General features: G+C 48.7%; 18 protein-coding genes. 8 read left to right on the top strand and 10 right to left on the bottom strand.

Going from position 1 to position 24,892, the window contains the following annotated elements:
* Window positions 1-72: 72 nt before the first annotated feature.
* Window positions 73-369 (bottom strand): antibiotic biosynthesis monooxygenase family protein, encoded by a 297-nt coding sequence (locus FEM55_RS01400; RefSeq protein WP_138279536.1) that lies wholly within the window; start codon window positions 367-369, stop codon window positions 73-75.
* 98 nt (window positions 370-467) lie between these two features.
* Window positions 468-701 (bottom strand): hypothetical protein, encoded by a 234-nt coding sequence (locus tag FEM55_RS01395; protein ID WP_138279535.1) that lies wholly within the window; start codon window positions 699-701, stop codon window positions 468-470.
* Window positions 702-907: 206 nt separating this feature from the next.
* Here FEM55_RS01395 and FEM55_RS01390 point away from each other — a divergent pair, with 206 nt between their 5' ends.
* The gene (locus FEM55_RS01390) at window positions 908-3,310 is read left to right on the top strand and encodes an ABC transporter permease (protein ID WP_138279534.1); all 2,403 of its coding nucleotides are present in this window, start codon (window positions 908-910) and stop codon (window positions 3,308-3,310) included.
* 141 nt (window positions 3,311-3,451) lie between these two features.
* Here the strand turns inward: FEM55_RS01390 and FEM55_RS01385 are convergent, their stop codons facing one another.
* From FEM55_RS01385 to FEM55_RS01370, 3 genes are read right to left on the bottom strand one after another with little or no spacing between them, the layout of a single operon-like run.
* Window positions 3,452-5,815, bottom strand: coding sequence for an alkaline phosphatase family protein (locus tag FEM55_RS01385; protein WP_212748283.1), 2,364 nt, complete (start codon window positions 5,813-5,815; stop codon window positions 3,452-3,454).
* Window positions 5,816-5,847: 32 nt separating this feature from the next.
* Entirely contained in the window at window positions 5,848-7,326 is a 1,479-nt protein-coding gene (locus FEM55_RS01375) for a SusD/RagB family nutrient-binding outer membrane lipoprotein (RefSeq protein ID WP_138279533.1), read from the bottom strand.
* Between the two features lie 12 nt (window positions 7,327-7,338).
* The gene (locus tag FEM55_RS01370) at window positions 7,339-10,491 is read right to left on the bottom strand and encodes a SusC/RagA family TonB-linked outer membrane protein (RefSeq protein WP_138279532.1); all 3,153 of its coding nucleotides are present in this window, start codon (window positions 10,489-10,491) and stop codon (window positions 7,339-7,341) included.
* 403 nt (window positions 10,492-10,894) lie between these two features.
* Here FEM55_RS01370 and FEM55_RS01365 point away from each other — a divergent pair, with 403 nt between their 5' ends.
* Complete coding sequence (locus FEM55_RS01365) at window positions 10,895-12,412, top strand: FAD/NAD(P)-binding protein (protein WP_138279531.1); 1,518 nt, start codon at window positions 10,895-10,897, stop codon at window positions 12,410-12,412.
* On the top strand, window positions 12,396-13,310 hold the full coding sequence (locus FEM55_RS01360) for an AEC family transporter (RefSeq protein ID WP_138279530.1): 915 nt from the start codon (window positions 12,396-12,398) through the stop codon (window positions 13,308-13,310). Before FEM55_RS01365 ends, FEM55_RS01360 begins: the two co-directional genes overlap by 17 nt.
* Before the next feature lie 192 nt (window positions 13,311-13,502).
* Here the strand turns inward: FEM55_RS01360 and FEM55_RS01355 are convergent, their stop codons facing one another.
* The gene (locus FEM55_RS01355; protein ID WP_138279529.1) at window positions 13,503-13,958 is read right to left on the bottom strand and encodes a ferritin-like domain-containing protein; all 456 of its coding nucleotides are present in this window, start codon (window positions 13,956-13,958) and stop codon (window positions 13,503-13,505) included.
* Window positions 13,959-14,134: 176 nt separating this feature from the next.
* On the opposite strand from FEM55_RS01355, the gene FEM55_RS01350 reads away from it, so the two are divergent.
* Window positions 14,135-15,268, top strand: coding sequence for a BamA/TamA family outer membrane protein (locus FEM55_RS01350; protein WP_138279528.1), 1,134 nt, complete (start codon window positions 14,135-14,137; stop codon window positions 15,266-15,268).
* Window positions 15,269-15,499: 231 nt separating this feature from the next.
* On the opposite strand, the gene FEM55_RS01345 is transcribed toward FEM55_RS01350, so the two are convergent.
* From FEM55_RS01345 to FEM55_RS01330, 4 genes are all read right to left on the bottom strand, one after another.
* Entirely contained in the window at window positions 15,500-15,799 is a 300-nt protein-coding gene (locus FEM55_RS01345; protein WP_138279527.1) for a hypothetical protein, read from the bottom strand.
* Window positions 15,800-15,847: 48 nt separating this feature from the next.
* The gene (locus tag FEM55_RS01340) at window positions 15,848-16,558 is read right to left on the bottom strand and encodes a beta propeller repeat protein (RefSeq protein ID WP_138279526.1); all 711 of its coding nucleotides are present in this window, start codon (window positions 16,556-16,558) and stop codon (window positions 15,848-15,850) included.
* Window positions 16,559-16,747: 189 nt separating this feature from the next.
* Window positions 16,748-18,388, bottom strand: coding sequence for a beta-helix domain-containing protein (locus FEM55_RS01335; protein ID WP_229209044.1), 1,641 nt, complete (start codon window positions 18,386-18,388; stop codon window positions 16,748-16,750).
* A gap of 104 nt (window positions 18,389-18,492) precedes the next feature.
* The gene (locus FEM55_RS01330; RefSeq protein ID WP_138279524.1) at window positions 18,493-21,378 is read right to left on the bottom strand and encodes a TonB-dependent receptor; all 2,886 of its coding nucleotides are present in this window, start codon (window positions 21,376-21,378) and stop codon (window positions 18,493-18,495) included.
* Window positions 21,379-21,715: 337 nt separating this feature from the next.
* Between FEM55_RS01330 and FEM55_RS01325 the strand changes: the two genes are divergently transcribed.
* From FEM55_RS01325 to FEM55_RS01310, 4 genes are all read left to right on the top strand, one after another.
* A complete protein-coding gene (locus FEM55_RS01325; protein ID WP_138279523.1) occupies window positions 21,716-22,705 on the top strand; it encodes a Na/Pi cotransporter family protein in 990 nt (329 codons plus the stop codon).
* A gap of 171 nt (window positions 22,706-22,876) precedes the next feature.
* Window positions 22,877-24,184 carry a hypothetical protein gene (locus FEM55_RS01320; RefSeq protein WP_212748282.1) on the top strand — a complete coding sequence of 436 codons (1,308 nt, stop codon included), beginning with the start codon at window positions 22,877-22,879 and terminating at the stop codon, window positions 24,182-24,184.
* A 120-nt stretch (window positions 24,185-24,304) separates the two neighbouring features.
* On the top strand, window positions 24,305-24,565 hold the full coding sequence (locus FEM55_RS01315) for a hypothetical protein (RefSeq protein WP_229209043.1): 261 nt from the start codon (window positions 24,305-24,307) through the stop codon (window positions 24,563-24,565).
* On the top strand, window positions 24,562-24,837 hold the full coding sequence (locus tag FEM55_RS01310; RefSeq protein ID WP_138279522.1) for a Txe/YoeB family addiction module toxin: 276 nt from the start codon (window positions 24,562-24,564) through the stop codon (window positions 24,835-24,837). The genes FEM55_RS01315 and FEM55_RS01310 overlap by 4 nt, the downstream gene beginning before the upstream one ends.
* The last annotated feature ends 55 nt before the right edge of the window (window positions 24,838-24,892 follow it).

Raw genomic sequence — 24,892 nt, 5'->3', positions numbered from 1 at the left:
CTGTTTTTAAACAAACAAGCAAAACCGGACCGCTTTTTACGCCGCATCGAAAAAGTGGTTGCACCTCTCGTTTCAGACAACCTGAACGGCTACTTCGTAATAATCGATTGTTGGCTGGCTGGCAAAATAAGGCTTCATTGCGGTCATGACATTTTGTAAAAATCCGTTCGTTTCAGCGCCTGTACGGGCTTCTTCCGTTTCCCAGAGTGTTACCATGAGGCATTGGTTAGTCGCCTGACTTACAAGAAAGCGGCTGTTTTTGAAACCGGGAAGCTTTTTCAGAGCCGGCCCTGCCGAATCCCGGAAATAATCAGTAGCATCTGCAATATGACCCTCTTTTAAAAGCACCTGAACAACTCTTGCGTACATAAAAGTGAAGATTTTAAGTGGAACATGATTACAATTGCCCGGCAAGTGTTTCCTGCCTGCCTGCCTATTTTCAGGCCCTTACCCGGACTGGCGACAACTTATAATGACTGCAACGTGGCTACAACAGCCGCAACAAGGCTTTTATTGACCTTTTCCGAATCGCCGGACATGCTGATGACCCGGTACTCGCCCGCATCGTCCTTTTCCAGAATCAGCGTCCTGCCCTCGATGTCTACATGTAACTGGTAAGTATATCCCTGCGGGACAATGGTCAGCGGCAATTCATGGATTTCGCCCATAAATTCCACCGGTAGCATAATCGTTTCATTCATCTACGAAGATAATCAGAATGTCAGCGCGATGAAAGCGGACAATATAATTTGCTTTCCTGCCAGCTACTCTTTTCTCGAAGGGCCTCACTTCTCTTTGACCAGGTTCGGAAATTTAAATTATACCCGTGCAAGTAGGAACAAACTGACTTTTGTTTTATATATAAAATAACTGTATATAAAACATTGCTTAACTTATTATTCCTGTCATGCTTGTACATTATACAATACTTTCCCTGCGCCGCATCTGGAGGCAGCGCCAGGTCAACCTGATCCGGGTATCAAGCCTGGCGCTGGGGCTGGCCAGCGGTCTGGTCATTTTTCTGGTGGTCAATTACATGTTCAGTTTCGACCGCCATCATCCGCACATGGAACGTTCCTACTGGGTAGTAACGGATGTTGTCCGGGAAAACACGATGCAGACAGACGCCGCTCCCCGTCCACTGGCCGAAGTGCTTCGCCGTGACTATCCTTTTGTCGAAAGTGCAACCAGGCTTGAAACCGTTTTCGGGCGCACCATCGGCGTTCCGGACGGGAAGAACGGCTGGGCCAAAAAGTTTAATGAAGCCCGGAATGTCTGTTTTGCAGAGCCGCAGTATTTCAGTCATTTTCTGGTCAGGTGGATTTCAGGAAACCCGAAAACGGCGCTCAGCCTGCCGAATACGATTGTACTCAGCAAACGTTATGCCCGCAAGTACTTTGATCATGCCGATCCCGTTGGCCGCACCTTGAGGCTGGATAACCGCGTGGACCTTACCGTAACCGGGATTATTGAAAATCCGCCCGCCAACACGCAGCTTCGTTACGACGCATTGATATCTTATGCAACCATCCCGGGCCTGGAACAAGGCGGTACCATGCAAGACTGGGAAGGTCTTCAGAGCATGTGTTTTGTGTTGCTGCGCGAAGGCAGCAGTTCCGGACAGCTGGCCGGCACACTGGATGAGATCCGCAAGAAAAACCTGTCTGCCGAAAAAGCAGCCCAGTTTGCATATCATATGCTGCCTCTTCAGGAACTGAACCATGAACGCAGCGGTATGGCTCCGCGCCCGGTATTGTATGCACTGATTGCAGTCGGACTGCTGCTCGTTCTGGCTGCGTGTATCAATTACATCAATCTTGCTACTGCGCAGGCTTTACAGCGTGCCAGGGAAGTCGGCGTGCGCAAGGTGGTCGGCAGCAATCAATTTCAATTAATCCGGCAATTCCTTTTTGAAACCGCCATACTGACCTTTTTTGCATGTGTGATGAGCCTGCTATTGACCCAGCTGGCAATGCCGCTTGTCAACCGGACACTGGCGGAGCAAGTCGATATGCTGCACCCGGCCATTTCGATCCTAGATTTGCTTCACCCCGAAAGCCTGAAATGGTTTCTGGTTCTGATTGCCGGAATCGTCATCCTCGCCGGCTTATATCCTGCCTGGGTGCTTTCCCGGTTTAATCCGGCCAAAGCCCTTGCCGGCCAGCTTACTACGCAGACCGTTGGCGGTTTCAACGTTCGCAGAACCCTGATTACCGGACAGTTTGTTCTTTCACAACTATTCCTGATGATTGTCCTGGTCATAACGGCACAACTCCGGCACATGCAGAAAGCAGATTGGGGTTTCAGACATGAACGGAAGCTTACCGTATGGCTTTCACCACCCAATCCGGTTCCTTACGACCAGTTGCGGCAGAGCTGGTTACAGTTACCGGGTGTAGAAAGTGTGACATACGGCAGCGATCCTCCCGCTTCTCCCTACAACCGCCCTGCTCCTTTCAGCTATCATATGGCCTCCAGACCCGAACCTTTTGAAACACGGCTTCGGGCTGCTGACGAGCATTATATTGCTGCATTCGGGTTGTCAGTAATGGCAGGGCGCAACTTCCGGGCGGCGGATACCACTGCGCAGGAGGTACTGGTCAATGAAACCCTTGTACGCCAACTCGGCGTTTCACCTGCAGGCAGTATTGTTGGCAAACGAATGCGCATCATGGACAAAGACCGCATTATTGTGGGTGTTGTAAAGGATTTCCGAAGCGGCGATCTGCATCAGTCCGTCTTGCCGGTTACCCTTGTGAATGACCTGGGCCATACCACGATGGCCATACTTACCTTATCACCCAATTCTCCGAAGACAACTTGGAAGGCCATAGAGCAGGTATGGAATGAAACACTGCCGGACCGCGTTTATAAAGCGGATCAGCTCGACGATCTGCTGGGATCATTTCTGGATATGGAGCGCTTGCTGGCCGGTTTTGTACAGGCATTTGCCTTGATTGCCATGGCCATGAGCTGCATCGGACTTTACGGACTGGTCACCTTTATGGCAGAAGGCCGGGCCAAGGAAATCGGGGTACGCCGGGTATTGGGCGCTCGCACGCAGCAGCTGCTATGGATTTTTGGAAGGGAATTCGGCCGCCTGATTCTGATCGGGTTTCTGGTGGCTGCGCCGCTGGGCTGGTGGCTCACCGGAAGCTGGCTGCAGCAGTATGTTCACCGCATTACGTCAAGTGCCTGGTTAATCGCTGCAACACTTGGCCTGACTGTCCTCATTACACTTCTGACCGTATTGGGACACGCCTTAAAAGCATCAGCTGAAAACCCCGTGAAGTACCTGCGCGCGCAGTAATATGAGGAAGGGAGAAGGGAGGAAGGAAGGAAAGGAGGAAGGAGAAGGGTGAAGAGGAAGGAAAAGGAAGGAAGGTTGGAAGGAGAAAGGACAAAGCTTTTCTCCCTCTAACCTTTCCTCCTTCTCACCTTTCCTTCCTTCTCACCTTTCCTCCTTCTTCACGATCCGCTCTGTTTTTGTAAAATTCACATAGCTGTACTTGCCCAGAACGGATAGTTCGAGACTTAACTTGTATGTTCCCCACGGATACTGCACCTGTGTTTCCACAACTTCTTTTTTGGAATTGCCGGTTTTTGCCGGTTTGTTTTCAAAGTATTCTGCCAGTACGCGGCCATCCATTTGCGGCGGAACGGGCAGTCCATAAAGTGCCAGAACCGTAGGCACAATGTCAACGTTTGAAGTAGGCAGTTCACTTATCCATGCATTTTTAAAATCAGGCCCGTCGGCAAGCAGGGCGATGTTGATTTCGTAAGGGCTTGATCCGCCATGACCGGCGACGCCTCCTGAAAAGTCTGTTCCTGCGTAACCTTTGTCATTTTTGTCATCATTCCAGTTAGGCGCCACGAGGATATCACCACTCCGGGCCGGATGATTGTAGTGAATGGCATCAAACGACAAGGTGCCTTTTACCCAGCCCTTCATGCTTCCTTCCTTTTCAGGCTTTGTAAAAACAGCGCCGATCCATTCGGTCTGATGCAGCCTGGCAACGATCTTTTTAATTAATGCTTTGTCATGGTTTTTGACATAAACAGCACCTTCCGAAATCACTACATCGTCCGATTCCTTATCTTTTTTCAAACCTTTTTCAATCAGCAAATCGCTGAGATTCTGCTTGCCGATATGCGTTACAAAGCCGTGGTCGGTAGAAATAAGAATGTTGTATTTTCCCCTCAATCCGCGGCTTTCAAGCGAATCCAAAATTCTGCCAAACTGCGCATCGACATAGCGGATTGCAGCAACGGCCTGCTCCGAACCAATGCCGTAACGGTGCGCAGCGCCATCCGGGTCTGAAAACCAGACGGCGCTCACCAGCGGTCCTTCCTTTTTCAAACCATAATGCAGCAAGGCATCCGCAACCCATTTATGCTTGATATACACGTCGCCGGTACCTTTCGGCATGGGCCCGATTTCGGATAAAACCTGTTCTCTGAATGTATCCGGCAGGATCAGTTCCTGATTGACAATCGCGCCTTTCCCGACTTTGTGATTTTGCAAAAAGGCCTGCCCCGTCGTTCCCGAGCTGAAAACCATCATTTTTTCGCCAGCCGCTTCAAGCACCTCGCCGAGCGACACGGCCGTCAGCAAATTCCCGGATTCGGATTCCCGGACTTTCACCAGTTCTTCATAAGTGGTTCCGATGGCCTTGTTCGCGCTTACTTTCGGAAAATAGATGGAATTGCCCAGCAGCCCGTGCGTTCCCGGGTAAGAGCCCGTTGCGTAGGAAGCCGAATTTACGCGCGTTACGGTCGGGAATACGCTGTGATGATTTTTTCCCTGGGATGCCTTCTGCCGGAATGCATACAGATTGGGCATTTGCTCTTGGGTGATGTAATCCGGACGAAGTCCGTCAAAAAAGACAATGAGCGTCTTGTTTTTATCCGTTGCCGGCTTTTCCGGAGCAGATTTCTGCTCCGGCTGCTTTCCGCCGGCATAATGTGGAACAATGCGCTGAATACCGGCCTTTTCAGCTGCCGGCATGAAATCCCCTACATTATTGACCAGTACAAAATCAACGCCTTCTGCATAAAGCGCACCAAGTTCGTCCGGCGATTGGGCATAAAAGTAATTGACTTTTACGTTTTTGTCCTTCAAAGATTTCATTGATCCTTTTCTGTCCTCGCCCGGTTCATGCCGCAGCAACTGGATAAAATCGGCTTTCATGTCAACGGTTGCCTGTACGTATCGGGGTGTATCCTTCCGGTAGCTGTTATCGCCATTGCAGATCAGGATGCCGGGGACCATTTTGCGTGCTGCTCCGGCAGCTTTTTCCGAGCAGGTCAGAAATGCCTGATGCAGCCGGCCTGATTTTGCAAGTGCGGCAGCCGCTCTGGAACCCACGGCTTCGTCGCCTTTCAGGTGGCAGTTGAGCCATACATTTGCAGGCATCATGCCAAGTGTTTCCTCAAAAGTCGGGACTTGTGTTCCTTTAAACTTCTCTCCTTTCCGGATGCCTGCATCCAGTGCCCGGACTTGTGCAAATGTCAGATCCGAAACATTCCCGGTTCCGTTGGTCGTACGGTTTACGGCATCGTCGTGCATGATCACCATCATGCTGTCCTTGGTAAGCTGAATGTCAAACTCGATCATCTGCGCCCCCAGTCTTATGGCTTCACGGAAAGCGGGCAATGTGTTCTCCGGATGCGTGTCCATGCAGCCGCGGTGTGCGCACAAGCCGCGTTCCGGCATTTTGATATTGGTCATCTTTTGTGCCAGTGCAACATTTGCAGTCTGGAAAGCCCACAGCATAATGGCCATCCAAACCACTCTTTTATTTTTAAATATCATCTTGAAACAGAATCTGAAATGAACTGAAAAAACTATTTATCCCACCATACTTTAATGTCGCTGTCGTCACCGCCCATAGAAGCTACGGCTCCTGCCAGTGCTTCTGGGTTGAGGGACTGCAGGTAAGTAGGATACGGAACGCGGGATGGAAACGTATTTTCGGAAGGAATTCCTGTCCCCCGCGGCAGTACCGGATAACCCGTTCTCCGCTTTTCAAACCAGGATTGGTAATCTACAAAAAAGTAGGCATAATACTTCTGCAGCATGATCTGTTCCAGCTGTTTATCTGCAGTTGCCGAAGCATTGTATGCTATTCCGGGCTGTTCCAGAAATCCTGCGGGCATGGTTACGCCCCACTGCGTCATGGAAGCTGCAATGCCTGATTCGTAATGCTTTTCTGCAGTGGAACCGGTGTTGTATCCTTTCACGGCCAGTTCGGCTTTAATGAACTCCACTTCGGCCCAGGTCATCATGACGCCCAGCTGCGGCAGCGTCTTTAATGCATCCGAATAGCTGGAATTGCTGCCTACTGCATATTCCGTTGTAGTCGGGTAACCGCTTTCAATTCCCTGAAATACTTCCGAAGTTCCTGATTTCACCTGCGTTGCCCAGGCCGCACGGCGTGGATCGTTCAGTTGATTCATACGGCCCATAAAAAATTTGGTATAGTAATTTCCGTCGCGCCAGTCTACTTGTCTTGCATTGTAAAACGGGTTAAAAAACGGAAAGGTACCCGGATACCTGAAAATGGCCTCATCTGCATTGGATGTAAAAACGGGGTTTGCAGCCGGATCGGCAAGAATGACATTTATTTGCTCTTTTACATTGACTTCCCCTTCCCTTTTCGATATTCTCAACAGCAAACGCAACCGCAGCGAGTTGCAGAATTTCTTCCATTTCAGAATTCCCGGATTTTTACCGCCCGACAAGGCATTGGCACTGTAAAGCATGTCGCCTCCGTAAGTCAGCGCCCTGGTATCATCCAGCAATCCGTTTGCCGTTTCCAGGTTTTTCAGAAGCTCGATGTATATATCCTTCTGTTTGTCAAAAGCCGGCTTGAAATTTCCTTCAATGGCTTTCGTCGCCTGCGAATAAGGTACGTCGCCGTAAAGGTCTGTAAGGATGGAATAGGCCCACGTTTTGTAGATCAGCGAAATGGCTTTGTAGTTGTTTTCATTGAGCCGGTCGGCAATGAGGTAAATGTCTTCAATGTCGTTCAGATACGAATAGAAATTGTTCCATACGCCGCTGCCGGGATTTACAATATAGCGGTGCAGACCACCGCCGCCTGCACTCGCCCGCGGCGCGTCCACCTGCATGAGTTCGTGTGTAAAATTGCGGCTTGCATTGACCGTACTGTTCACGATCTGATATTGCAGCTGCCCGAGCATTACACCCGGCGTGATTTCTTTCGGACGGTTAGGATCGGTGTTCAGTTCTTCGAAACCGCTGGTGCAGGACGCCAGAACGGCCAGCAGGAACAAAAATGGAATATATGCTTTCTTTAACATGCTCTTTTTGATTTAAAATTTCAGGGTAAGGTTCATGCCCATGGTTCGGGTCGAAGGAAATTGCGCCAGTTCCACGCCGGGCGTAAGCGTACCGTTGTTAAGGTTTCCGCCTTCGGGGTCAAAACCCGGGAATTTCGTAAAGTTGAAAAGGTCTCTTCCGAACAGTGCCAGGCTCGTCTGGCGTACGCCGATCTTGGTAAGCAGCGCCTGAGGCAAATTGAATTCCACTCTTAACTCACGGATTTTCAGAAAAGAGGCGTCAAAGATATTGGTTTCGGCATTGGCAATCTGGTAATAGTTGTCGTAATAAGAGCTTGCAGGCACTTTCACTGTATTTGGTGTAAAGCTTCCGTCCGGCTGTTTCACGACGCCCTGCCCGATGATGCCATCTTCCCGGCCCGGCAACGTGACTTTTGTTTTGCCCAATGTGTTGTTCTTGTGGTTGGTCTGGGAAAACATGCTGCCGCCTTTCTGACCGTCGAGCAACAGACTGACACGCACGTTCCGGATCGTGAACTCATTGGAAATACTTGCTTTCCAGTCGGCAAATGCATTGCCCCATTTTTTGGCAACCGGGTCGAGTGCAGCGGGAAGCCCCACCGAAGAATAAATGATCTGGCCATCCGGCGAGCGCTGGAAACCGCGGCCGTACATATCGCCCATCAGCCCGCCTACGCGTGCTTCAATGCTTACGTTGGTGTTGTGCGCATAAATCACCTGGTTTGTAATGCCGGAGGCAAGTTCTCTTACATAACTCCGGTTTCTGGACCAGAGCAAAGTCGTGTTCCATCTGAAATTTTTGGTTGTGACCGGTTTGCCCGTCAGCTTGATCTCCACACCGCGGCTGTTGATGAGTCCTGCGTTGATCAGCGCATTGGAATAACCGGTAACGGGGTCCAGCGGAATGGCGAGAATCTGGTTGCGGCTGTTGTTATTGTAATAGGTAAAATCCAGACCCACAAGGTTTTTGAGCAAACGTACATCCAGACCGAATTCGTAGCTTGCCGTGATCTCCGGTTTCAGGCCGGCATTGAAAAGCGTGGAGGAATTGGTAAAGCTGTTTCCGTAAATTCGGTCATAATAACGAGCTGTTTGGTACGGCCTCGTATCGTTTCCGACCTGCGCCCAGGAAGCACGCAGCTTGGCAAATGAAACAGCCTGCGGAAGTGTAAACAATTCGTTCAGCAGAAAACTCGAACTGACCGATGGATAAAAGAAGGAGTTGTTTCCATAAGGCAGCGTGCTCGACCAGTCGTTCCTGCCGGTTACGTCCACAAATATCTTTTCATCGTAGGAAAACTGCGCGGCGGCGTACATGCTGTTAATCGCCTTTTTGGTTTTCAAAGGATCAGCAACGGCCTGATCCAGACTGTTGGAAATCTGGTAAATGCCCGGCTGCGCAAGCTGGTCTGCGTACAGGCCCGCAAAATCATATGACTGGCGCATGGCATTGGCTCCGGCAGAAGCAGTAACGTCAATAATGCCCAGTTTATCTTTATAAGTAAGTAAAAAGTCGGTATTGGACTCGTAAGTAAACACATTCTGCTCCCGGTACATGCCGCGCGGATAGCGTGTCATGCTGAACGGACGCTGTTGCGAGCGGAACTCGAAAGCCATATCCAGTCCGGTACGAACGAGCAGATCAAGCTTTTTGGAAATTTCATAACTGGCCGAAACGTTGCCGATGAATCCGTGCTTGTTCATCTTGTTAAGCATTTCGTACATGCCCAGATATGGATTGTCCGGCGTCGGGTTGAACGGACTTCTTTGCTTCACATTTTCCAGCCCCGGCTCCCAGTAAGGTTTGAACCATCCGGGTTTGATGTTCGGCGCCGTTCCCAGAATCAGGAAATACATCAGCGACTGGTTGTTGTATCCCGCCATGGGCAGGTTGTCGCTTTTCTTGTTGGTATAATTGGCTTTCCCGTTTATTTTCAATCTTTTCGATACATTCTGACTGACGGAAAGTGCTGCATTGATCCGCTCAAAACCTGTATTCGGAATGATCCATTTGTTTTTCATATGCGTCAGCGACAGGCGCGCCGATCCGTTTTCGCCTCCGCCTTCTACTGAAACGCTGTTGGAAAATGTAGTTCCTGTCTGGAAAAAACCGGAAATGTAATCTTTGTTGGCCACCCACGGCGTGCGTACCGTCGGACGGCCGTCCGGTGCATCCGGATTATATTGAAAATACGACTGTCCGTTAAACTTGGGTCCCCATGCCCTTCCCGCCGCCACGGTTGTAGCTGTATTGGGGCCGTCCTCGCTGTCGAGATAGGAAAAATAGGCACTGCTCCGCCCTTCGCCGTATTCAAACTGATAATCCGGATAACGGTTGATCTGCTCGAAGCTGAAATTGGAGTTGACTGTAACGCCGATGCCTTTATCCTGGCGCACACCGGATTTCGTCGTAATGATAATGGCTCCGCCGGCTGCCCGGCTGCCGTATAATGCCGTAGCTCCCGGGCCTTTCAGTACCGTAACTTTCTCGATGTCGTCCGGATTGATGTCCGACAAGCTGGAACCGTAATCCACGGGGCTGTCTGCAGAAAGGTGCGAATTGAAGCCCGTCCCCGTAATCCGGCTGCTTACCGGAACCCCGTCCACAACGATCAACGCCTGATTGTTGTCGAGGTTCAACGAAGATTCGCCGCGCAGCGTGATGCGCGAAGAACCCATCGGCCCGGCACCGGCGCCCTGAATATTAAGCCCGGCGACTTTGCCGGAAAGCGTATTGACCCAATTGTTGGATTTGGCATCTTTCACCGCATTTTCATTAATGGTCTGTGCGGCAAACCCAAGTGATTTTTCTTCCCTTTTAATGCCCAGTGCCGTTACAACCACTTCGTTAAGGATTTTGGTGTCTTCGTTCAGGATAACGTTGATCACGCTTTTGTTGCCCATAGTCTTTTCCTGCGAGAGAAACCCGATGGCTGAATAAATAAGGACTGATTCTCCGGAAGGCACCGTCAGGCTGTACATGCCGTTTGCGTCCGTGGTTGTTCCTGAACTGCTTCCTTTGAGAAGGATGCTTACACCGGGAAGCGCATTGCCGTTGGCAGCGGTAACCTTACCGGTTATGGCAATGGATTGGGCAGACAATTGCAATGCCATGCAAAGTCCGGCCAGCAAGAACACGAATGTTGGCAGTAAACGTATTTTCATTTCTGTTAAAAGGTTAGGTGAGCACGTCAGGACCGCATGTGACCTGACATTTTTCAGAACTTCAAAGTTATCCGGCTGTCCGGAACCGGATGTTAAGCCTGCATTATTCAATTGTTATGAAATTGCCGACGGATTTTTCGCAACATCCGGATGAGGAAATTCTGAAGTATGAAAGAAAAAAGAGCGGATCGGCGGAAACGGCATCGCTCCGGAAGGGCACTCAAATCCGGACGGAAAAAATGATCTAAAGCTTGAACATGATTGAAAATCAGCCATGCAGCCGAAGATTAAAAAATAGTTGTTTTAACCGGATTGCCCAGTATTGTTGTTTGCAAGCATGATTGTTTTAAGCCTGACGGTAACTTAATGTCAACAAACGAACAGTATTAACTACCATCCTTAAATGAGTTTAAACCATATTACAATCATTGGCGGCGGAGCATGCGGCATTTCAGCATTTATCGAGCTTTTTCTTCAGTTCCGCATTGCCGGACTTCATCAGCAAGTAAGTATAACCATCATCGAAGAAAATCAGGAAGTCGGAAAAGGACTTGCCTTCGGGACCAAACAACCGGGTCATATCCTCAACACGCAGGCCGATCTGATGGGAATTCATTATACAGAACCCCAGCATTTCAGCGAATGGCTGATCGAAAATGCTGAAAGTGTGGAAGACGAAGTCGTGGACAACCAGGGCCGCAACGAGGCATTTACAACCCGGCGGCTTTACGGCGATTACCTGAAAGCACAGTTTGACCATTATTTCGAGCTGGCGCAAAAAGAAGGAATGCAGGTGGAAATCATCCATGCCAGTGCATTGGAAGTGGAGAAAACCAGGGACGGATTTACTGTTCACCTGTCAGGAGAAAAAACCCATTCATGCCACTATCTGATCCTGGCGCCGGGTACGCCCGTAGCCAACAATTATCCGGATCTTGAAAATAAGAAGAATTACTTTCCTTCGCCATGGCCATCAAGCCTCATCATTGAAAATGTCCCCAAAACGGCGAATGTAGGCGTACTCGGGTCCAGCCTGAGCGCCATTGACGCGCTGATGACACTGGCTGATAACGGGCATGAAGGAAAAATCACTTTTTATTCACTCGACGGATTGCTGCCGCGGGTGCAGCCCGAAAATCCGGAACCTTATGAATGTAAGTTTCTCACTCTTAAAAACCTGCATCAGATCCAGCGCAGCAAACTGCGCAATCCCAAGGTAAAGGAACTGTTCCGTCTATTCATGCAGGAAGCCGAGGATTACGCGGGCAAGAAAATCGACTGGAAAGCAACCGAACGTGTCGGAAAACCTGCAAGCGAGTTGCTGAAACAGGATATCAGAATTGCGCAGGAAGGCGGCGATGCGCTTATTGTCATTCCATACGCATTGCGCTACACCAGCTCGGAAATGTGGAAAAATCTGGACGAATCCGAAAGGATCAGGTTCAAAAAATGGCTGGGCGGCTACTGGGGTATCAACCGGCATTGTATGCCACTGGTAAATGCAGAACGGATCAACAGGCTGTTTGACAATCAGCAGCTGAAAATCATTCCGGAACTGAAAGAGGTAACGCACGATCCTGAAAAAGGATTTGTACTGACCTACGGCGACGGACAGACCACGACAGAAGAATTCCTGATCAATGCAACGGGTCCGGCATCTTCGGTAAAAATGATGAAGTCCGAACTTATGGCGGCACTGGCGGAAAGCGGCCTTGTAGAGCCGGAACCGGTGGGCGGAATCAAAATCCATGCACAAACCATGCAGATTGTAAAAGACAGCAAGCCGTACCCGAATTTTTATGCCCTCGGCCACATCACAAACGGTACATTACTGGATGTGAACGCCGTGTGGTTCAATGTGAAAACAATCGGCAATTTATGCCAGCACCTTACCAGCCAGATCTTTGAAAAAGCTTCTTGAACTCTACAGCGAACTGCTGCCTGTCATGGCTTTTATCCCAATCGGATATTTCATCAGCAAAAAAACCAGCTTCAAGTCCGAATACATCAGCAAGCCATTGATTAATGCGTTGCTTCCTTTACTGGTTTTCACAAATATGCTGGATGCCGAAGCCTCCAAACTGATGATCCTGCCGGCATTGACATTCCTGCTGGCACTTGGAATGAACTTTGCCGCAATGGCAGCACATAAGAAATTTGCTCCGGACACCGATCCGCTTTTGCTCAGAAGTTCGTTTTCCTTCTTTAACATCGCTTTTTTTGGCATTCCGACGATTACTGCGCTTTTCGGCGAGGAAAAGGTCAGTGTGCTGATCTGTATTTATCTGGGTTCGGCGCTGTACGGTGACACCATTGGTTATTATCAGGTGGCAAAAACCAAGCATTCGCCGGGCAAGGCATTCAAGGAAATGCTGAGTATTCCGTTTCTATATGTGTTCGCAGCAGGCGTCATCTGCAAGATTCTGGATGTTGAAACGCCTGAATTTATCAAGCCTGCTTTGGGTGTTGTGAGTTTTGCGGTTTCTGCCGCGGGAATGATGATTGTAGGGTTTCAGCTTGCCGATGTTGATTTCCGGAATATCAAATTCGGCTATTTTTCCAGGTTACTGACTTTCCGGACTGTCGCCGCGGCCGCCCTTATGGCTGCCATTGCTTTTGCCGCTTCCCTGATCTTTAAAAATCTGGAAGAGGAAGATTACAAAATGCTCGGACTGGTGCCGCTATTTCCCATCGCAGCCAATGTCACCATTTTTGCCGCCGTTCTGAAAGCAGATGAAGAGCAATCGTCCATGCTTGTATTTCTTTCCATGATGCTCTCTGTCGTGCTGGTTTCCATAGCTACTCTGGTACTTATGTAAATTGCTAAATGTAGATCTGACGATGGTTTTCAGGCATTTAAGAAGTTCATCAGATCCAGATTTTTACTGAACGCCTTTGTGTGAGAGTCATTCTGAAACCTGCAGACAAGCATAACCCGATCATTTTTACTGAAAACCAAAAAGAAAAGCTGCCTTTTTCAAAGCAGCTTTTCTTTTGTATGCATTTTCGGATCAGGCTTTTGCAATATCTCTCAAAGCCTTGATTTTATCATGCGCCGAGTTGATCTCATGCGCCTGTTTGCTTACCGTACTGGTAACATCCGGCAGCAGTTCGCCGCTGGACAAAGCTTCCTGATAAGCCTTTTTGATGGCATCTTCTCCACGCTCTGCTTCGGACAAGATGCTGGCACGGTCGCTGCCGCCAAATAACGATTTCACATCGATCCATGCACGGTGCAATGCGCCGCTTACGCTGTTGCCGGTTTCCAGTTCTTCAACTGATCCTACAATGGCTGACAATTCCTGGCTGTTTTTCCGGCTTTGCTGAGCAAATTCCTGAAACAGGCTTTTCAGGTCAATATTTTCATCATCGATATCTGCGATCACTTTTTCAAAACCGGCTACGCGGTCATTGTTAATCTCAATCAGATTGTTAATTATGCTTGTGTTGTTTCCTACTGTTGACATGATATTTGTTTTAGGTATAGTATACGTTCTAAGAAAGTCGTGCCACAACAGACCATTTTACCATGCCGGCAAAAAAATATTTGTATGACCTTTTTAAAGTTGTCTTTACAGAAAGTATTTATTTGGCATAATTTGTTTACTGACCTGCGTATACTCATCTAAACGTTACGGTCCGCTTGATTTTACAAAAACTGCTTCCGGTTCTGTTTATTTGCTTTTCAGCAGTCACCGCTCCGCTTCTGGCGCAGGAAAGCTGGATCAGGCGAACAATACAAAAAGCCATTACGGATACCACTGCACCCGGAAAACCCAGTTTCCGGATCTATCCGACCCTCGCCTACTCCCCCGAAACCAGTGTGGAATTCGGCTTTTCGTCATTGCTACTGTTTCAGGCAAAAAACGACACACTGAACCGGCTCAGTGAAGTGCAGGCTTTCAGTTTTGTGACTTTGGAGGGACAATACGGAATCTGGCTGGACAACGCGATTTACGGAAATCAGGACAACTGGTTTTTTCTGGGCAGGACAAGGTTTCAGAGATTTCCGCTTTTGTATTACGGCATCGGTCCCGAAACACCCGGCAAAGACCCGGCGCTGATTGATGCCAATTATCTTCTGTTCAGGCAAAGGGTTTTGAAAAAGATCGTTCCGGATTTTTTCTTCGGTCCCGAAATTGATTATCAGCAATTATATAATACAAACTTTGAACAGCCAAAAGATCATTTTTACGAAAAACCGACGGGCAGTGACGGAACGCTCAACGTAGGCCTCGGTGCCGCGCTGGTTTTTGACAACAGGCATAATGTACTGAATGTCCGGAAAGGTTTCTTTGGTGAAATTTCTTTTCTGAAATATCATCCCGGCCTGGGAAGTGACTATACTTTTCACGGTATCAATCTGGACCTTCGTTCCTATCATCCTTCCGGCAAACGTAACGTACTGGCTTGGCAGGTCTACGGAAATTTTTTTCGGGGCAACATTCCCTTTAACCAACTTGCGCTGATGGGCGGCGAAATGATTATGCGCGGTTATTATTCCGGGCGTTACCGGGATAAAAGCATGCTCGCAGCGCAGGTGGAGCATCGCTGGCTGCCGTTTGGCTTCAGCAAGCGTTTTGGCGCGGTTGCATTTGCGGGAGCTGCCGTGGTTGCGCCCAAAATCGCTGATTTTACGACCCGGCACCTACGCACTTCCGGCGGTATCGGGCTGCGGTATCTGCTATTTCCGAAAAAAGATATTTATCTGCGTCTGGATGTCGGGTTTACAGAAGATGGCCCGGGATTTTACTTATTTACCGGAGAGGCATTCTGAGGTAGTTTTTAGCTGTTAGCGGTTGCTGCTGACTCCTGGCAAAACTGTTTTGGAGATGACTATGTTTGGAAACCAGCAGAAAGAAAAAACAGGTGTTCTTTCATTGGATTGCGAATGCATGTTGCCGGGATTTTGCCGGACGCATCTATTTTGACATGCTGCCTAACAAAATCCCGTTCATAATGTAGCCTTCTAAAATCAATGGATTGTCACTGAAATCCCATCCTGTTTTCAGGGTTTTTCCAGTGTGGAAAGGGATTGCCGTTCGGTTTTCGGAGTACCTTTTAACCCGATTTTCAATTTCTTCTTCTTTTTTGTTTTTGCTGCTTTTCCCACAGGCTTTTCCGGATGCTTGGCCGTTCCGGTTTCTTTTTCCTGCCTGACCGAAATTCTGATCAGCTTTTTTGCAAGCTTTTTTGCCGTTTTCCTGATGGCTTTTTTCAATTGCTCGGCGCCGTTTAAGGTATCCGTCAGTGTATCCTGGATCGTTTCCGTAATAGCGGCTGCCAGCTCCTTCTTTTGTCGTTTCATAGGTTTTTATAAATGTTATTTTGATGCGTCCGGTGCAGATCCGAAAAGTCAGTATCTGATTTCCTGTCTTGAAATGTACAGTGTGCCGCGTGCGTTTTCCTTGTCACACAGCTGCATATACCCGTCAGTATGGCATAGCGGTGCCGAGCCGGAAATATACAATCGTGACTTTTTATCAAAATAGATACTTTTCAACACATGCTGCCGAGGCAGACCGATTCTGCGGCCATTCTCTGACTTGATGCCTTTATCCTCTACATGGCCGTTGCTGTCGATGAACCGGTCAATACTGAACCGGATGCCGTTTGCCGAATAGCTGTAATTCAGCGGGGTTTTCATTTCGGGCATGCTCCATTGCTGATCCAGTTTTTTCCACGAAATTCCGCCGTCAACACTAAATTGATAAGGGTGTTTTGCGTAAACGTTGCCCGAATCGCTGCTGCTTACGGTTTCGGTATCAAGCACAAACAGCGTGTCGTTCGTCATGGCAAAGCCACTCAGACCGATGCTGGAATCATAGCTGGCCTGTTTCCAGGTTTTTCCCTTGTCTTTGGTATAATGAATATGACGCCGGTCCGTCAGCAGCAGCGTGCCGTCGATATCACCGTAAACAGCCTGTATCCCGTGTTCGTCCGGAGCATGCAGAATGTACCAGTCAGGATGCTGCGCTTCTTTTTCAGGAGTAGGAACTTCACTATCCTTCCGGCATGCAAAAAGAAACAGCAAGGAAAGCAAAACGGTCACTGAATGTTTCATCATAATACTGGGCATTTTATATGATATACGGATCAAGATTCAGGTTCATTTCTGGTATTATACGGATCGTTACTGTTACTAAATTGTAAGGTATAGCTTGTCGACGCGTTACTTTTTTAAAACAAGAAAATCGGAAGCAGACGCCTCCGATTTTTCTAAATTCTGACACCAATTATATACTCTTTCAATAGTTTATTTATAGATCGTATTCTGCGGATCCCAGTTGGTCCATCCTTTGGTCCAGTCTGTTGTTCCGAATGCACCTCTGAACGTTTCCTTTGTAAAGTAAGCATCAGCACCTTTTCCATCCCATACGGCTCCGGTCAGAAGCGGTGATGTAGCCTGCGGCAACAAGCCGGGAGCGGTCAATGTGAAGTTTGCCGTGTTCAGCAAAAGGGAAGCAAGGTCTTTCACTTCGTTCTTGCGGGCAGCCGTGTTGAAGTATGCAGTGGCCTGTGCTTCTGTAATTTCACCTTTTCCGGTTACAGGAAGTGTATTGTTGGCCAGAACGATTCCTCTCAGATCCAGTGTTCCCTTGGTTGCATTGGTATACGTTCCGGTGGCCGTGCCGTCCAGACGAAGGCCTTCTGGATAACCTACAAAAAGGGAGTTCAAAATGCTGATGGAAGTGTTTCTGCGCAAATGCATGGCTGCCTGGTACCCGCCGCTTCCTTTGATCGTTGCATTGGAAGGCGCTCCTGAAGTAACGAGGTTACTCACATTGGCGAAGACCGGTGCGGTTAAAGGAAGACCTGCATTCGGGCCTGTTGCCGGCTCGCCTGAGTTGAAGTTATCGGATTCAAAACCGTTGGATGCAGACTGATCGGCAAATTCAGGATCACGTAATGACAAAGCGTACTGTACTTTTCCGGTAAAGCCCCAGTCGGTATCCCAGTCGTCATCATAGCCACGGTATGCAACCAGATATTTGGAATTAACCGTACCTCCGAACCATTCGTATGAATCGTCACCGCTGTACGAAACCTGCACGTGGTCAATCGTTGTGCCGGAGCCTACTGCATACAGCGTCAGACCGTTGATCTCGCTGTTTGCCGTATTGCTGAGTGCGATACCTGCAAATTCAATGCGTACGTATTGCAAAGTTCCTGAGTTGTCATCGGCAATGTTATCGGTCCCCAGTCCGGCGTTTGTGGTTCCGCCACGGATTCCGCCTTCAGGCCCCTTTGAACCCGCCTGGTTATGAGGTGCTTTACCAATCAGAACAACACCGCCCCAGTCTCCGTAGTTACGCTGTCCGGGCTCTTTGGAAGAAGTAAAAACGATCGGTTGCTCAGCCGTACCGATGGCGACGATTTTGGCGCCTGCTTCAATGATCAGCGATCCGCCCTGACCTTGTGCTTTCGGGTCAGCCTCTTTTCCGGCGCCTTTGATGATCGTCCCTTTTTCAATGGTCAGCGTATTGCCGGCAGTTACATAAACAAAGCCTTTCAGGACATAAACATTATTGGCAGTCCAGTTTGTATTTGTCTTGATCTCGCCCGAAACGTCTATTGTGGCACGATCCGAAACCGTAAACGGCGTTGCGCTTTTAACCGTTGTTCCGCCTGTTGTCACCGTAATGAGACCGGTCGTTGCACCAACCGGAACCGTTGTTTCAATGGTTGTAGCCGTTGCTGCGGTTACCATGGCAGGTGTTGTATTGAACAATACGACGTTATTTGCCGGGGTAGGATCAAATTTTGTTCCTGTGATTACAACTTTGGTCCCTGCGAGACCGGAAGCAGGCGCCATGGATTTAACTGCAAGTACTTCGGTAACAGGAGCCGGCTTGTCGTCATTTTCGCAGGCAGTAAGCGCTGCAAAAAGACTCATTGACATGAAAAACAGTTTAAATTTTGTTCTTGACATAATCATAATGAACATGAATTGTTTACTTGGGTTGTTTTAATTGACTTGGCTCAGGGTTTGAATTGTTTTTACGGGATTACCGTCCGCTTTCCAAAGGTGTAGGCAGCCGTGATGGTGAAGTAACTTCCTCTTCTGAACCTTCTGATATCCTGATCGGCAGACGCGCTTTTCGACGTTACATCTCTGCCGATTTTTCCGTCTCTGTTGAAATCCTGCGAGAAACGTACAGGCTGGTTCAGAATGTCCTGAATTCCAAGGCGGAGTTCAAGCTGGTTTTTGAATTTCTTGCTGATATTCAGGTCAACGACATTGCGGGGCATTTCATAAACGGTCGGGTTTTCCAGGTTACCCACTGCAAAGATCCGTTGTCCGAAGATGTTGTAAAGCACGTTCCACTGAAAACCGGATGGCGCTGCATAGTAAATCCCGGTATTGATCAGGTATGGCGACTGATTGGCCATCGGACGTTTTTTGTCCGTAATCCCTGTCAGGTCATACTTCACATTTGCGCCGCTCAGGTCCGGGCCTTCTACAAACTGCCCAAGGTTTACCGTGCTTTTTATAAGGGATGCATTTCCAACCAGCGTCAGGTTCTGCAGGAACGGGATTGTGGATTCCTGAAATCCTTTGCGTATCTCGAGTTCAACACCATAGTTTGTGGAATTGTTGGCATTGATGAAAGTGTAAGCCAGTCCGTTTCCTGTCGGCAGCAGAAAGGTCTCGATCGGATTTTTAAAATATTTATAGAAACCGGTCACGGAAATCAGCTCGTTGGTACTTGGATAAAATTCCCATTTTGCGTCAATGTTCTGGATTTTAGCCGTTTTAAGCGCCGTATTTCCTCTGATGTCGGCCTGCAGATTGAAGTCAAAATACGTAAAAGGAGCAAGCTCGCGGAATTCGGCCCGGTTCAGCGTGGACGAGAAGGCAAGTCTCAGATTCTGTTTTTCGGATACTTTGTAAGTAAAGTTCAGCGAAGGCAGCGGAATGAAAAGCTTGTTGTTCACCAGTTCCTTTCTCTCGTTTACAATGTAGGAATGAAGTTGCTGGTTGTTGTATTCCCCTCTGAAACCCACGGTCAGTATCGCTTTGGAACCAAAGTTCATGTCGCCGCTGAGGTATGCAGCATAGTAATTATTAATTCCCGAGTAAGAATCAAGGTCTTTGGTACCGTCCTTGATCGTCAGCCCGCCTTCCTGGCCTGCTACATTTTGTGGCGTAAAAATGGTCCCGATGTCGCCGCGCAGAATTCCCGAAGCATTGCCAATGGTGTTGTATCCATAGAAACGGGCTGAATAATCGCGGTCTTTACGTTCTCCGTACACTCCGAACCGGATCCTGTTTGGCTCGCGGTCGGTCGGGTTGCCCAGCGTATGCTCTCCGTTAACGGAAAGCGTCAGGACGCGCTCATTTAATTTGGAATAAAAACGGCCCAGATCAATCGGGTTTGGTTCAATCGGCGCTACAACCTGATAAGGAGCAAGCTGGCCGTCCGATCCCGTGGCGCCGGTTACGCGCTGAAAACGGACACGTTTCCAGTCCGGCTCCCAGCGGCCGGTATAGCCAAATCCTGTAATCCAGTTCAGCTTGGTCAGATCGCCGAATTTATGGTCACCGGAAACCTGCGTCGTTACAATGCTGCGGTTTTCAAAACGCTGCGAGTAGTTGCGCACATCGTATCCGTCCACAACTCTTTGTCCTTCACGAACGACGGTTTCTGTATTGCCCAACTGGTTAAACAATGTTTTCCATTCCAGATTGAATACCGGTGAAAAACGGAAAGTCCAGTTGTGAAGCACACCGATACGCGACTGACGTGCATAGCTCTGATCCGTGTAGCTTTCAAATACATCGTTGGCCGTCAAGCCATTCTGATACAATTTAAGGCCCACTTCCGCAAATTGATTCGTAAGCGAGTAGTTAATGTTGGTCAGGTTACTTACATCCACATTCCCGATTTCAAAACGTCTTCCCATATTCAGCGCAAAGCGCATGTCAGGGTTAACCGTCTGGCTTTTCAGTGCCCACGTATTGGGAAGTAACTGTCCGTAAGTTGCTCTTTCCGGAGCGCTGAGCGAGTTGAAATCAGCTGATCTTTTCGGAAAAGCAGTGGAAAGCTGCTGATCTGCGTTCCACAGCCCAAGCCAGTTGGCACCGCTGCGGGAATGCGTCTGTACGTTCTGAAAAGTAGTATTGGCTCGGTAACCGATCGTAGCTGCACCTTCTGTAAAGTTCTGGTCAGGACGGCGTTTGGTATAAATCTTGATGATACCGCCGGCAAAGTCACCGGGCGACTCGGCGGAACCGGATTTGTAAACAATCATCCGGTCGATAATGTTGCTTGGTACGAGGTCGAAAGAGAATGAACGCGTATCCACTTCGCTGGAAGGTGTGATTACATCGTTAATCAAAACAGAATTATATCGTGAACCCAGACCGCGGATCATCACAAAACGGTTATCAACGATGCTGACGCCCGGCACGCGGCGGATGGCCGAGGCGGCGTCTCTGTCCTGCGATTTCTGGATCTGCTGTGCGGATATTCCCACCGCAATCGGTTTAAGCTGCTTGATTTCGCTGATGACCGCCACTTCCGTGTTGGTGGCACGGGCACCGCGCACTACCACTTCCTGCAAGGCAGTTCCTTCTTCGCTCAGTTCCGTATCAATTACCGTGGTGTTGCCGGATTCCACTCTTACGTTCGGGATTTCCTTGGTCTGGTAAGAAACGAAAGTGACAATTATCTTGTAGGCGCCTGCGGGAACATTGGCCAGTTCAAAATTTCCGTCCACATCGGCGGCCGCTCCGATCTGCGTGCCTTCGATCAGTACGGATGCACCGATCAGCGGTTCTTTGGATTTGGCGTCTTTGATGGAACCCCGGATGGAACCCGGATCGGCAAAGGCCGTGAAGGCCAAAAGGGAAAGCAGCAGTGTAAGTAAATTCTTTTTCATCTTGTTTGGTGTCATTTTTACGACACAAAAGTAGATTCGTCAGGTTACTCCGATATTTCCCGAATGTTATCTTATTGTTAACTTCAGCCTTCAATCCCTACAGTTTATTTTATTGAATTCCGTACTGTAATTTTCCAAAAATACCGCGCATGCATGGTGACTTTATACCTTATACGACTGCATTCAGGCCTGGATCAGATGCTGTTAGGAGGCAACGGTGATTATTTCGTGCGGTTATGCCGGTTTGTTTTGCAGGAGGCAGATAAAGTTTGGGCAGGATGCCGCTTTATAACATTTGCTTAATATAGGATGGCTTATTTTTGAACAAAAAGCCGGAATGGATATTTTCTTAATGGTACTGGGAGGGCTGGGCCTTTTCCTGTTCGCGGTCAATAACCTGTCTGATACGTTAGAGGAACTGATTGGCAACAAAGCCAACAAATGGCTTGACCTTTTTACCAAAAACCTGATCACTTCCGTTCTTACAGGCACTGCTGCCACGGTTCTGCTGGATTCTTCCTCCGCCGTGATCATTATGACCATCGTGCTGGTGAATGCAGGCGCGCTGACTTTCCGGCAATCGCTGGGGATCGTTATGGGTGCCAATATCGGAACTACCTTTTCGAGCCAGCTTATTGCGCTGGATATCGGCCAGTACTCACCTGTTCCAATCTTTCTGGGACTTGTTTTCAGCTTTTTTGCAAAAAGTGAGAAAGTTTCCAATGCTGGCCGGGTTGTCCTTTATTTTGGCATTCTGTTCTTTGGGCTTTATACCATGGAAAGAGCCGTGGAACCGCTGAAAGACCATGAAAAATTTCTTTCCTGGATGGAACGGCTGGAAAGTCCGTTGCGGGGAACGTTCATCGGCGCACTTGTCACGCTGCTTATCCAGTCCTCTTCTGCAACCGTCGGCATGGTGATTACACTGGCAAAAAAACAGCTTATCAATTTGCCCGGCGCCATGGCGGTTATGCTGGGTGCGGAACTGGGTACGTGCTCCGACACACTGATGGCGACCATCCGTGCAGACCGGCAGGCCGTAAAGACGGGCTTGTTCCATCTGGCCTTCAATGTGCTTTGTATCGTAATCGGTCTGGCTGTGTTTCCGCAGTTCTATACATTTATTGAATGGATTTCTGCCGGAGCCGGCATGCAGCAGAAAATTGCCAATGCGCATATGGTCTTCAACACAGCGGGTGTGCTGCTGTTTCTGCCTTTTATTCCTTTGATTGAAAAGCTGCTTGACCGGATACTTCCGCCAAAACCTGTAATGGCCGAAGCAGAAAGCCCTCTGATTAAAAGTGAGGCTGATCGCTCGCATCTGTAAATCAAAAGAGATAATCTGTATTTATCCCGTCATATTTTCAGGAAACGGTTTGTATTGAACACTGGCGTAGCGGAGAATGTAACCAGAAAATGCATTGTAAAGTAACGGTGTCGTTTTATATTTGATGACAGAGCGGCCTATTCATTCCTAAACACCGCAACTTTAAACAGCATGATAAAGCAACACAATGAACTGACCCGGCGTGAAATGCTGGGACTTACCGCTATGGCCGGAGTCACAGCATTAACCGGAACCGCAGCCGCTGTGCTTCCACAGATTCCACCGAAACGGCCCCGGATCGCCTGTCTTGTAAGCTATTGGGGCGCCACAAGATCCCATGCAGACTGGATCATTGCCAAACTGATGGACGGCTACTGGTGGGAAGGCGCCCACACTCCTTCACGCGTGGACGTGGTGTCCGTTTACATTCATCAGCTTGAAACAAGCAAACTCGGCCAGAAAATATGCAAATCGAAGAACATCCCGATCTTTAAAACAGTAGGCGAAGCTGTGACGCTGGGCGGAAAAGAGCTGGCAGTGGATGGCGTCGTTATCGTCGGCGAACACGGCGAATACCCGACCAACCTGAAAGGACAATGGCTGCTGCCGCGCTGGTGGATTTACCAGCAGGTTATCCGGGTTTTCGAGCAGAGCAAACGCTCGGTTCCCGTTTTCAATGACAAGCACCTTTCATACAGCTGGGACGAAGCCAAATGGATGTTCGATAAATCCCGGGAATTGAAATTCCCTCTGACCGGAGGCTCTTCCATACCGACATACTTCCGCAAGCCCGAAATCGAACTGGACATCGATACGCCAATTAAAAATTCCGTCGTCGTTGGCGGCGCACCGGATGAAGGTGCCCTGTTCCATTGTGTCGACGTACTTCAGGCGTTTGTTGAACGCCGCAAAGGCGGTGAAACGGGCGTCAAATCCGTACAGTGCATTCGTGGTTCCGAAACCTGGAAATGGACTGAACGCAACCCCTGGGCCGGCAAGCTGCTGGAATCGGTACGGACAAGTTTCGATTTAAAATCAGGGCATTTTCAGGAAATTGAAAAACCAAACGTCTGTATTGTAGAATATAATGACGGTACAAAAGCAGCCGTATATTCCGGGCAAGGCGTAGGCTGGACTTATGCCGCCGAAATCGAAGGGCGCAAAGACCCGGCGGTTATATCCATGCTGGGCTGGCCGGGCCCGTTTTCGCAGTACCATGCTTCCAACTCGCAACCGCACTGGATTACGGAAATGATGGTGACCGGAAAGGAACCGTTCAACGCGGAGCGGCTGCTCCTTTCCACAGGAATTACGAACTGCAACATGGATTCGAACTGGGAAAACGGCCGTTACTCCGACGTGGGCCGGCGCATCGAAACGCCGTTCATGAACATGACTTACCGCTCTGCACGCGGACCGCAGTTCAGCAAAGGCGAACGGCCGCCGAACGTGCCGTACATGCGGGGCTTTGACGAATAGCAAATTCAGCACCATTCCGAGCGCACTGCAAACCAGCCTTCCAGGACAAAAACAAATATGCCCCGCCTTGCTTCTGCTTTTAAAAATAGCTTTAAATTTGTGTACCAAATCATGTACACAATGGCAATTATAGAAACTACAAGCAGGCAATTCAGGGAAAGGCAAAAAGATTTCTTTGATATGGCCGACAAAGGTGAAAAAGTGGTGATCAGAAGAGGCCGCAAGCAATCCTATGTGCTTACTCCAGTTTCAGAAGAGGACTTGTACTTCACTCCTGAAATGATCCAGCGTATCCAGGATGCACAGCAGGAAATCAAGGAAGGCAAATCTACGGTTATCAAAAGTAAAGATGATCTGGACGCATTTTTTGACAACCTGTGAAATACATTCTTGTTTTTTCGGATAAAGCAAAAGAAGATCTGAAGTTTCTGAAGCTGTATGAACCTCAGGCATATAAGAAAGCAAGGTTATTAATTGAAGAGCTTACGGAGCATCCCAAAACAGGACGGGGAAAACCGCAGCTTAAAAAACATAACCTTGCAGGATTATACGCCAGAAAGATTACTGACAAGCACAGACTTCTGTATTCAATAAATGAACAAACCATAACTGTAGATATTATTTCCTCCAAAGGTCATTACAACGACAAATAGTACATGGTGCTTTTGTACTTTTTGTCAGATTAACCCCGCGAAGACGAAAACAAAA

Origin of the sequence: Dyadobacter sediminis (genome assembly GCF_005860765.1) — a bacterium.
In the GTDB taxonomy this organism is placed as follows: Bacteria; Bacteroidota; Bacteroidia; order Cytophagales; family Spirosomataceae; genus Dyadobacter; species Dyadobacter sediminis.
The sequence above is the reverse complement of the archived record's forward strand: the minus strand, read 5'-3'. Positions and strand labels throughout refer to the sequence as shown.

Bases quoted from the DNA above. Each gene is read 5' to 3' on its own strand.
- FEM55_RS01400 (WP_138279536.1), bottom strand. From the start codon at position 369: ATGTACGCAAGAGTTGTTCAGGTGCTTTTAAAAGAGGGTCATATTGCA.
- FEM55_RS01395 (WP_138279535.1), bottom strand. From the start codon at position 701: ATGAATGAAACGATTATGCTACCGGTGGAATTTATGGGCGAAATCCAT.
- FEM55_RS01390 (WP_138279534.1), top strand. From the start codon at position 908: ATGCTTGTACATTATACAATACTTTCCCTGCGCCGCATCTGGAGGCAG.
- FEM55_RS01385 (WP_212748283.1), bottom strand. From the start codon at position 5,815: ATGATATTTAAAAATAAAAGAGTGGTTTGGATGGCCATTATGCTGTGG.
- FEM55_RS01375 (WP_138279533.1), bottom strand. From the start codon at position 7,326: ATGTTAAAGAAAGCATATATTCCATTTTTGTTCCTGCTGGCCGTTCTG.
- FEM55_RS01370 (WP_138279532.1), bottom strand. From the start codon at position 10,491: ATGAAAATACGTTTACTGCCAACATTCGTGTTCTTGCTGGCCGGACTT.
- FEM55_RS01365 (WP_138279531.1), top strand. From the start codon at position 10,895: ATGAGTTTAAACCATATTACAATCATTGGCGGCGGAGCATGCGGCATT.
- FEM55_RS01355 (WP_138279529.1), bottom strand. From the start codon at position 13,958: ATGTCAACAGTAGGAAACAACACAAGCATAATTAACAATCTGATTGAG.
- FEM55_RS01345 (WP_138279527.1), bottom strand. From the start codon at position 15,799: ATGAAACGACAAAAGAAGGAGCTGGCAGCCGCTATTACGGAAACGATC.
- FEM55_RS01340 (WP_138279526.1), bottom strand. From the start codon at position 16,558: ATGATGAAACATTCAGTGACCGTTTTGCTTTCCTTGCTGTTTCTTTTT.
- FEM55_RS01335 (WP_229209044.1), bottom strand. From the start codon at position 18,388: ATGAGTCTTTTTGCAGCGCTTACTGCCTGCGAAAATGACGACAAGCCG.
- FEM55_RS01330 (WP_138279524.1), bottom strand. From the start codon at position 21,378: ATGAAAAAGAATTTACTTACACTGCTGCTTTCCCTTTTGGCCTTCACG.
- FEM55_RS01325 (WP_138279523.1), top strand. From the start codon at position 21,716: ATGGATATTTTCTTAATGGTACTGGGAGGGCTGGGCCTTTTCCTGTTC.
- FEM55_RS01320 (WP_212748282.1), top strand. From the start codon at position 22,877: ATGATAAAGCAACACAATGAACTGACCCGGCGTGAAATGCTGGGACTT.
- FEM55_RS01315 (WP_229209043.1), top strand. From the start codon at position 24,305: ATGGCAATTATAGAAACTACAAGCAGGCAATTCAGGGAAAGGCAAAAA.